Annotated in this window: 9 protein-coding genes; 1 reads left to right on the forward strand and 8 read right to left on the reverse strand. The window is 56.8% G+C overall.

Translation table 11 applies throughout. The features are described from left to right. From NW856_RS03305 to selD, 3 genes are all read right to left on the reverse strand, one after another. Positions 1-860: ABC transporter permease (locus NW856_RS03305; RefSeq protein ID WP_414399066.1), on the reverse strand; the 860-nt coding region annotated here is incomplete at its 3' end. 156 nt (positions 861-1,016) lie between these two features. Next, the gene (locus tag NW856_RS03310) at positions 1,017-1,514 is read right to left on the reverse strand and encodes a hypothetical protein (protein WP_414399067.1); all 498 of its coding nucleotides are present in this window, start codon (positions 1,512-1,514) and stop codon (positions 1,017-1,019) included. Positions 1,515-1,657: 143 nt separating this feature from the next. Next, the gene (selD, locus tag NW856_RS03315) at positions 1,658-2,725 is read right to left on the reverse strand and encodes a selenide, water dikinase SelD (protein ID WP_414399068.1); all 1,068 of its coding nucleotides are present in this window, start codon (positions 2,723-2,725) and stop codon (positions 1,658-1,660) included. A gap of 117 nt (positions 2,726-2,842) precedes the next feature. Between selD and NW856_RS03320 the strand changes: the two genes are divergently transcribed. Then, complete coding sequence (locus tag NW856_RS03320) at positions 2,843-6,340, forward strand: DNA polymerase III subunit alpha (RefSeq protein WP_414399070.1); 3,498 nt, start codon at positions 2,843-2,845, stop codon at positions 6,338-6,340. Positions 6,341-6,377: 37 nt separating this feature from the next. On the opposite strand, the gene NW856_RS03325 is transcribed toward NW856_RS03320, so the two are convergent. The 5 genes from NW856_RS03325 to NW856_RS03345 all read right to left on the reverse strand — a co-directional run. Next, positions 6,378-6,638 (reverse strand): glutaredoxin family protein, encoded by a 261-nt coding sequence (locus NW856_RS03325; RefSeq protein WP_011432810.1) that lies wholly within the window; start codon positions 6,636-6,638, stop codon positions 6,378-6,380. Between the two features lie 9 nt (positions 6,639-6,647). Then, complete coding sequence (locus NW856_RS03330) at positions 6,648-7,475, reverse strand: carbon-nitrogen hydrolase family protein (protein WP_011432809.1); 828 nt, start codon at positions 7,473-7,475, stop codon at positions 6,648-6,650. A 40-nt stretch (positions 7,476-7,515) separates the two neighbouring features. After that, entirely contained in the window at positions 7,516-7,737 is a 222-nt protein-coding gene (locus NW856_RS03335; RefSeq protein WP_414329235.1) for a DUF2839 domain-containing protein, read from the reverse strand. A 133-nt stretch (positions 7,738-7,870) separates the two neighbouring features. Continuing rightward, complete coding sequence (locus tag NW856_RS03340) at positions 7,871-8,617, reverse strand: anti-sigma factor domain-containing protein (RefSeq protein ID WP_414399072.1); 747 nt, start codon at positions 8,615-8,617, stop codon at positions 7,871-7,873. After that, a partial coding sequence (locus NW856_RS03345) for a sigma-70 family RNA polymerase sigma factor (RefSeq protein ID WP_414399073.1) occupies positions 8,614-9,026 on the reverse strand: 413 nt, incomplete at its 5' end. The genes NW856_RS03340 and NW856_RS03345, both read right to left, overlap by 4 nt.

Here is a 9,026-nt window from a genome sequence, read left to right on the forward strand (position 1 = left end):
TGCCGCACCAGCAGGTACAGGGATCCCGCCCCGGCCACCCGCGCTGCCTGCACAAAGTCCCGCTCTCGCAAGGACAGCACCTGCCCACGAATCACCCTGGCTAGGCCCGCCCAACCCACAAAAGAGAGGATCACCACAATCACCAAAAAGCGCTCGGCATTGCTGAAGGGCACCCCGGTCAGCGGATTCACCTGCAACACCGCTGCCAGCGACACCAGCAGATACAGCGTCGGAATCGACATCAACACCTCTGCCAAGCGCATCAGGAGCGTATCCACCCAGCCCCCAAGGTAGCCGGATATGGCCCCCACCAGCAGACCAATGGGGAAAGAGATGCCAATGCCCACCAAGCCGATAAACAGGCTGACGCGCCCGCCATAGACCAAGCGACTGAAATAGTCCCGACCTTGATCATCTGTGCCCAGCAGGTGCAGCCGTGCCAGAGGTGGCTCTTCGCCGATTGGGGATCCCACTTGTCCTGCTTCTGCAACAGGCCGCAGCGGGACGGTGCCGAACAGATGCCGATTGGAGGGGATCAACCCCAACCAACGGTAGGGAGTACCGGCCACAAACAAGCGGATCCCGGCTGGACGGCTGGTATCCACCAAGAGCGGGCGTTCTCCCGTTTCCAGATCCACTGGCCCCTGGCGGGTTGGATAAACGTGGGGCCCAATCCAAGCGCCCGATTCATCCCAAAAGTGAATGGCGGTGGGCGGCAGAAGGGATCCCCCCGGCTGCGATTCCAGCGGGCTGTAGGGGGCAACAAACTCGGCAAAAATGGCGCAGGCGTAGAAAACAAGAAGAATGTAGGCTCCTGCTTGGGCCCATCGATTGCGGCGAAGCCGTTTCCACCACTGCATAAGGCAGAGATTCCAGTCGAGTCCAGTTGAACCAAATGCCAACGCAAATTGGCTTTCAGTGTAGCTGATCGTGTCTTGTTCCAGTTGCAGAGAGGGCTGCAAGGTGTCACCGATTCATGCTGGCAGGACGAGTCCCTTCCCCAGTCCAAGACAAGCTCAGCCTGCCAGGGAATAGCTGGGGCTGTAGAGGGCCGTCATCTCCATCCGCACCGCAGCAACCGTCTGGGGCAGCACTCCCACCAGCCGCGCCAAAATGTCATCGGGCAATTGGCTAACCAAATCCGCAGAGAAGAACTCCTCTAGGCTGAAGAGCAAAATCCGCGCCCGTTGCGCCGGCAGAGGATTATCGGTGATTTGCTGTAGCCAACGCATCCAGTGCAGCCGCTTGGCATAGGCACTTTGCCGCTCTTGGTGGTCTTGCGGATGCAGCAAAACCACATCCCCAATGGGGACAACGCCGCCGGACTCCACATCCAATGGCCCCCCAACAGCAGCACCCGGCCCGGCAAACTCAGCATGAAACGTCTTGCAGATGATCAGGGCGTTGTGCCGCTGGGGATCCACCATCAGCAATTGCCCACTGCTGAGGGTTCGAATCAGCTGGCCAGCCTCAACTCGCTGAACCAGACTACGGCTGGGGGGAAGCTCGCTCATAGATCTCAGGATATCCTAACCTTCCCTTGCCTTACATGGTATCTTTAACTTTCTCAGAGCTGCTTGACGCAATCTTCATACTGAGCCCTCTATCGAGACTTTGCATGAGACTTTGCATGGTGAGTATTGCCAGAGGGTCTTCTTCAGGCTGCCGCTGGGCTGAGGCTGATCTTGCCGGTAACATGGATTCTGGTGTCTCCAGCTTGGCATCGGCCAATGCGACGGGCGTAGGGGTAGCCGGCACTGTGCAGCTCTTGCAAGAGGTCTGAGGTGTAGCCGGGATCCACCGCCACCAGCAAGCCCCCGCTGGTTTGGGGATCTGCCAGCAGCAGTTGCTGCCACTCGGGCAGGGATTCTGCCTGTACCCCCTCATAGCCCTGCCAATTGCGACGAGCCGCCCCTGGAAAGATCCCCGCCTCTGCCAGCGAGAGCGCTTCTGCCAAAAACGGAATGGAAGCCAGATCCAAACTGGCCCCCACCCCCGAGCCGCGGCAGACTTCCAGCAAGTGTCCCACCAGGCCAAACCCTGTTACATCCGTCATGGCGTGAACTTGCGGTCGCTGGGCCAGTTGCGAGCCGATGCGATTCAGCTGGGTCATCACCTGCAAAACTTCCGCGTAGCCTGCCGCACTGAGCTGACCCTTTTTCAGAGCGGTGGTCATCACCCCGATCCCCAGCGGCTTGGTCAGGATCAGATCGTCCCCAGGTTGGGCCGTGGCATTGCGGCGAATGTGGTGTGGATGGGCCAAACCTGCTGCCACCAAGCCGAAGATGGGCTCCGGCGAATCGATGGAGTGCCCCCCTGCCAAAGGGATCCCGGCTTCTTGGCAAACCTGGATCCCTCCGGCCATGATCCCTTGGATGGCCTGCATCGGCAGGGTATTGACCGGCATGCCCAAAACTGCCAAAGCCAGAATGGGAGTGCCCCCCATCGCGTAGACATCGGAAAGGGCATTGGTCGCCGCGATCCGACCAAAATCCACCGGCTCATCCACAATCGGCATGAAGAAGTCGGTGGTCAAAATTAGGGCTTGGTGGTCGTTTAGTTGATAGACAGCCGCATCATCGCTGGTTTCAGCTCCCACCAACAAAGCCGGATTTGGGGAGAGCAGGGGTACATCCCTGAGAATTTGTTGCAGCAGGGCCGGGGCAATTTTACAGCCGCAGCCACCGCCGTGGGAGTACTGGGTGAGGCGAATGGGAGCATCCATAGATTCAAGAAAAGGGAAAAAACATCAGCTGACTTTACTGTAGCGGCATCTGCAGGCAGTCGAGAAATGGACACGCTGAGTTAAGGTTAAAGGGATCCCACTATCCATAGCGTTGCCATGTCTTTTGTTCCTTTGCATCTCCACAGCGAATACAGCCTCTTGGATGGCGCCAGCCAATTGCCGCGTCTGATCGAGCAGGTGGTCGCTATGGGTTTGCCGGGGCTGGCCCTGACGGATCACGGTGTCATGTATGGGGCGTTAGAGCTGGTGAAACTGTGTAAAAGCAAAGGGATTACTCCAATCATCGGCAATGAAATGTATGTAATCAACGGCGATATCCGCGACAAAAGCCGCAAGTACCCCAAGTATCACCAGGTGGTTCTGGCCAAAAATACCCAGGGCTACAAAAACTTAGTGAAGCTAACCACCATTTCCCATCTACATGGCATTCAAGGGAAAGGGATTTTCTCTCGCCCCTGCATCAACAAAGAGTATTTGGTGCAATACAAAGAAGGGCTGATCGTCACCAGCGGCTGCTTGGCAGGAGAAGTGCCTCAAGCTATTTTGCAGCGGCGGCCAGAAATTGCCCGTGAAGTTGCCGCTTGGTACCAAGAGCAGTTTGGGGATGATTATTACATCGAGATTCAGGATCACGGTTATCAAGAAGATCGCTTTGTCAATGTGCAGTTGGTGCGCATCGCCCGCGAATTGGGGATCCCGATCATCCTCACCAACGATAGCCATTTTATTTCCTGCTGGGATGTAGAGGCCCACGATGCGCTGCTCTGCATTCAAACAGGCAAATCCCTTACTGAAAAAAATCGCCTTCGCTACACCGGAACCGAATACCTGAAAAGCCCAGAAGAGATGCGCCGTCTCTGCCGTGACCATTTGGAACAGGAGGTGATTGACGAGGCCATCGCCAACACCCTGAAGGTGCTGGAAAAGATCGAGGGCTATGACCTATTTGGGGAAATGCGCATGCCCGACTACCCGGTTCCACCGGGCCATTCTGCCGATAGCTATCTCACAGAATTGGCCTGGCAGGGGCTGGCGAAGCGCTGCGGTGTTGCTCAGCCGGATCAGATCCCCCAAAACTACCAGGAGCGCCTGCGCTTTGAGCTGAACATCATCCAACAAAAGGGCTTCTCCAGCTATTTCCTGGTGGTCTGGGACTACGTTCGCTATGCCCGCGAGCAGGGGATCCCGGTGGGGCCGGGGCGAGGCTCGGCAGCAGGATCCCTGGTGGCCTATGCCCTACAAATTACCAACATTGACCCGGTTAAATACGGCCTACTGTTTGAGCGATTTCTCAATCCAGAACGTCAATCGATGCCGGATATCGATACGGATTTTTGCATCGAGCGGCGGGGAGAGCTGATCGACTATGTGACCCGCAAATACGGCCAAGAGCGAGTCGCCCAGATCATCACCTTTAACCGCATGACCTCTAAAGCCATTCTCAAAGATGTCGGTCGAGTCTTAGACATTCCCTACTCAGAAGCCGACAAAATGGCGAAATTGATCCCGGTATCCCGAGGCAAGCCCGCAAAATTGGAAGAGATGATTGGCGAGGATACTCCCGCTCCAGAGTTCAAAGAAAAATACGAGAAAGACCCAACCACCCACCGCTGGATCGAGCTGGCACGTTTGTTGGAGGGCACCAACAAAACCTTCGGGGTTCACGCTGCTGGTGTGGTGATTGCTAAGGATCCCTTAGATGAGATCGTGCCTCTGCAGTACAACAATGAAGGCCAAATTATCACCCAGTACTCGATGGAAGATATCGAGTCTTTGGGCTTGCTGAAGATGGACTTTTTGGGTCTGCGCAACCTGACGATGATTCAGCGGGCAGTGGAACTGATCCGAGAACACAATGGCGTCAATATAGATCTGGATAACCTACCCCTAGACGACAAGAAAACCTACCAGCTTTTGGAAAAGGGAGAGCTGGAAGGGATCTTCCAACTGGAATCTTCTGGCATGAAGCAGGTGGTGCGGGAGCTCAAACCTTCCAGCCTGGAAGATATTTCTTCAGTATTGGCCTTGTACCGGCCAGGCCCATTGGATACGGGCATGATCCCCGACTTTATCGATCGCAAGCACGGTCGCAAACCGGTAACCTATGCCCACGAACTCCTCAAGCCCATTCTTCAGGATACCTACGGAGCCATCCTCTACCAGGAACAGATCATGCGCATTGCCCAAGACATGGCCGGATACACCTTAGGCCAAGCCGATCTGCTGCGGCGAGCGATGGGGAAAAAGAAAGTCTCCGAGATGGAGAAACACCGCGAGCAATTTGTGCAGGGGGCAGCCAAGCGGGGTGTAAGCCAAGAAGTTGCCACAGAATTGTTTGATCAAATGGTTGCTTTTGCCGAGTATTGCTTCAATAAATCGCATTCTACTGCCTATGGGTTGATTACTTTTCAAACAGCTTACCTCAAGGCCAATTACCCAACGGAATATATGGCAGCTCTGCTCTCTTCGGTGGGGGGAGATCAGGACAAGGTACAGCGCTACATTACCTATTGCTTGTCAATTGGGATCCAAATTCAGCCGCCGGATATCAACCGTTCTGGAATGGACTTTACTCCCCAGGGATCCAGCATTTTGTTTGGTCTGGGGGCAGTGAAGAATGTAGGGGAGGGGGCCATTCAAAACATTTTGGCTGCCCGTCAAGCTGATGGCCCCTTCACCTCTCTGGCGGATTTTTGCCAGCGGGTGGATCTGCGCATTGTTAACCGTCGTGCCCTGGAGGCCCTGATTTGTGCGGGCGCTTTTGATTGTATTTCTGGAAATCGTAAACAACTAATTGCCGATTTGGATCCCATCCTCAGTTGGGCAGCGCAGCGAGCCAAGTCCAAAGCCATCGGCCAAGCCAGCTTGTTCGATCTACTGGGGAGCAATAACAGCGCCGGCAATGGATTTGTGGAGGCTCCGCGTGGGCCGGCTACTGAAGATTTTCCACCTCAGGAAAAGTTGAGGCTAGAACGGGAGCTGCTGGGGTTTTATGTCTCGGATCATCCGCTGCGGCGCATTCAGGAGCAAGCGCGGCTGCTGGCCCCTGTAAACCTAGCTGACTTGGGCGGCTGCGCAGCCGATGCCTCTGTGGGCGTTCTCGCCCTGGTGACTGCCATTAAAAATGTCACAACCAAGAAAGGGGATCGCATGGCCATTTTGCAACTGGAAGATCTCACCGGCAGTTGTGAAGCAGTGATCTTCCCCAAAACCTATGAACGTTTGCGCGGTTGCCTGGAGGTGGATCAACGGCTATTGGTTTGGGCCAAAGTGGATCAGCGGGATGAACAGGTGCAACTGATTGTGGAAGATTTACAACCGATTGAATCTGTTAGTTGGGTAACGGTGGAGATCCCTCTCGACTCTGCTGGGACACTGGAGGATCGATACCGTTTACAGACGCTAATCGCTCGCCAACGCTCGGAAATTAAAGAAGAAAATCGCATTCCTGTCGTGGCTGCCATCACCGCCCATCCCCATACCCTTTGGGTGAGAATGGGATCCCAATTTTGGGTTAACAATGCCCAAGCCGCCGTTGAAGCCCTGCGTCAAGCCGGCTACACCGCCCGCAGCGAATCGCTGCTCTCTCCATAGGCATGGCAGAGAAAGCTCCGGCAGCAGCAGGAGAAATTCAACGGAGCTGTTTCTCAAGCCAAGCCCGCAACTGGCTCACCGTCAGCCGAGGGGAAGGACGTGGCAAAGGTCGCTCGGGATCCCCTGCCAGGGTGAGCACGGGAACTTCCAGTTGGTATTGCTCCCACCAACTCGGGTTGGAGGTGATGTCGCGGACTTCCAGATCACGGATTTCGGGGATCTGCCGCAACTTCTCCACCAAGCTCTCGCAGAGGTGGCAGCCGGGTTTGCTGTAGAGAATCAGGGGGGGCCAAGGCACGGCGGATCCCTAGCGGGTGACGGTGCAGGCCAGCCGACGGTGTTGTAGGGAAGGCATCTGCCGCCTGACCAATTGGAAACGCTCTGGGTTAATTTCAGCAATGGCCACCCCCGGTTTTTCGCCACCCGCATCCGCCAAGATAGTCCCCCAGGGGTCCACGATCATGGCATGGCCGTGACACTGTCGCCGCTCGTAGTGGGTGCCCACCTGGGCGGGGGCTATCACGTAACAGGTGTTCTCAATGGCCCGGCATTGCAGCAAAACCTGCCAGTGATCCCGACCCGTGTAGGCCGTGAAGGCGGCAGGGATGAGCAAAATCTGGGCTCCGCGATCCACCAGGGATCGGTACAGCTCTGGAAAGCGTACGTCGTAGCAGACCGACAAACCGAGGTTCCCCAGTTGCTCTTGCTCGCAGGTGACCACCTCATCTCCGCTGACCACCGTGTTCGACTCGCGGTAGGTATTGCCGTCGGGCAGATTGACATCGAACAGGTGGATTTTGCGATAGCGGGCCAGCTCTTTGCCGTCAGGGCTGTAGAGGGCAGCGGTATTGTAAACTTTGCCCTGCCCGTCCGGCACAGGATACCCTCCTCCCAAAATAAATACCTGGTAGCGCTGGGCCATCTTGGCCAAAAACTCCTCCGCCCGCTCCGCAATCTCAGGAGCAAGGCGGGCTTTCTCGGCTTCCGGCCCCATGAAGGCAAAGTTTTCTGGTAGCGTCACCAGCTCGCATCCCTGGCGCACTGCAAAGTCGATCCACTCTTCCGCCTGCTGCAAGTTGCTGGCCAGATCGGGAATGCTGGTCATTTGAATGGCGGCTGCCAGATAAGAGCGCATAGACGGAAACTCCAAAGGATGCTAAAGGGGATCCGGCCGGCTAGCCGACCAGATGCCACCAGCCGAAGGCAGGCCCTACAAATCGGATCACCACCCAAATGATGGCCAGGAGAATGATGCCTGCCCAAGCGCCACGGGTTGTCCAATTGTAGATGGCGCGAGCTTGCCCTTTGGTGAGGGGAATGTCTTTGAGGTTGGGAAACACCAGCTCTTGGTCGGGATCTTGGCTGATGCGGGTTTTACGGCGCTTCGCTTCGCCCATGGGGTGGCCTCCAAGTTCTTCGCTGGGGTGGCGACTTTTATCTTAAGGCCTTCTGCCTTGGTCACAAGACTGGGTTGACATCCATCTGCATCACAATCGCCTACTTGTGCCATCGGGCCACGCCAATCCATCCCTAGCCGGAAATCCACAAAGGGGATCCCTGGTGCTCTTGGGGACGATTGCCATCCTCTTCGGTAATGGCCACAGCCCGCACCCATTCTGTAGATTCAAACACCGGCGGTAGGCGCAGCTCCTGTTGGCGATTTCCTGTTTCATCCACCGGAAAAGCTGCCACGAGAACGGCCCCCGCCCTATCGGTGGTAAAGGGCGCCTCCGGTTCCAGCACCACCCACAGGGCATAGACCCGGCCTTCCGGCAAAGGCGGCAACCCTTGGGCCACCAATCGCCCTTGCAGGCGCTGGGGATCCACCTCAAGCTTGACCGAGCCGGCCAGGTTCTCCGCAGTCGGCTGCAATTCATAGGTCAACACCTCGCCAGGGATCCCTTGAGTCTGGGCTAGCTGCAGCCTGCGCCACAGGTAGAGGTTCCCCAGCCCCAAAGCGACGATCAAGCCTGCGGCCACCGCCCCCAAGCCCCGCTGCCAGAGACGGGATCCCTTGGCAACCCAGGTGGGGGTGTGCATCGGTTGGGCTGCCTGCGCCTGCAACAGAGAAGCCCGCAGGGCGGGGGGGGGTTGCTTTTCCTCTATACCGTAGGCTGTCTCCAATGCCTGTTGCAAAGCCTGCAGTTCTCGGTGCAGCTCCGGGCGCAGCTTGAGCAAGGCTTCCAGCCGCTCGGCCTCTTCCGGGGAGAGATCCCCCAGCACGTAGCCCGCCAGCCACAGTTGCAGTTCTTCGGGAGACACAGATTCGGCTTTCATGAGGGGCCTCCCAACAACTCGCGCAGCCGCAGCAGAGCCCGCCGAGCTCTGGCTTTGACCGTTCCCAAAGGCAGATCCAGTTGCTTGGCAATTTCCGTTTGGCTCATGCCTTCGTAATAGGCCATCTTCAAGACTTGCCGTTGACTTTCGGACAACTCGGCCAAGGCCGTTTGCACCTCGGCCACCCGTTCCGCTTGGGCCAACTGCTCCAAGGTGGGATCCGCAGCAGGACTACCCTGCAATTCCACTCTGCCCTGTTCCAGGGAGCGCTGTCGATTCCGCCAAGAGCGCAGCCGATCCAAACAGCGAGAGCGAGCCAAGATGCTCAGGTAGGTGCGCAGGGATCCCCGTCTGGGATCGAAGGCAGAACGGGCCAAGTTCAAAAAAATATCTTGGGTGAGATCTTCGG

Origin of the sequence: Synechococcus sp. R3-13, from assembly GCF_047462195.1 — a bacterium.
Classification (GTDB): Bacteria; Cyanobacteriota; Cyanobacteriia; order Thermostichales; family Thermostichaceae; genus Thermostichus.

Excerpts from the sequence above, each read along its gene's own strand:
- NW856_RS03310 (WP_414399067.1), bottom strand. The coding sequence starts at position 1,514 with ATGAGCGAGCTTCCCCCCAGCCGTAGTCTGGTTCAGCGAGTTGAGGCT.
- selD (WP_414399068.1), bottom strand. The coding sequence starts at position 2,725 with ATGGATGCTCCCATTCGCCTCACCCAGTACTCCCACGGCGGTGGCTGC.
- NW856_RS03320 (WP_414399070.1), top strand. The coding sequence starts at position 2,843 with ATGTCTTTTGTTCCTTTGCATCTCCACAGCGAATACAGCCTCTTGGAT.
- NW856_RS03330 (WP_011432809.1), bottom strand. The coding sequence starts at position 7,475 with ATGCGCTCTTATCTGGCAGCCGCCATTCAAATGACCAGCATTCCCGAT.
- NW856_RS03335 (WP_414329235.1), bottom strand. The coding sequence starts at position 7,737 with ATGGGCGAAGCGAAGCGCCGTAAAACCCGCATCAGCCAAGATCCCGAC.
- NW856_RS03340 (WP_414399072.1), bottom strand. The coding sequence starts at position 8,617 with ATGAAAGCCGAATCTGTGTCTCCCGAAGAACTGCAACTGTGGCTGGCG.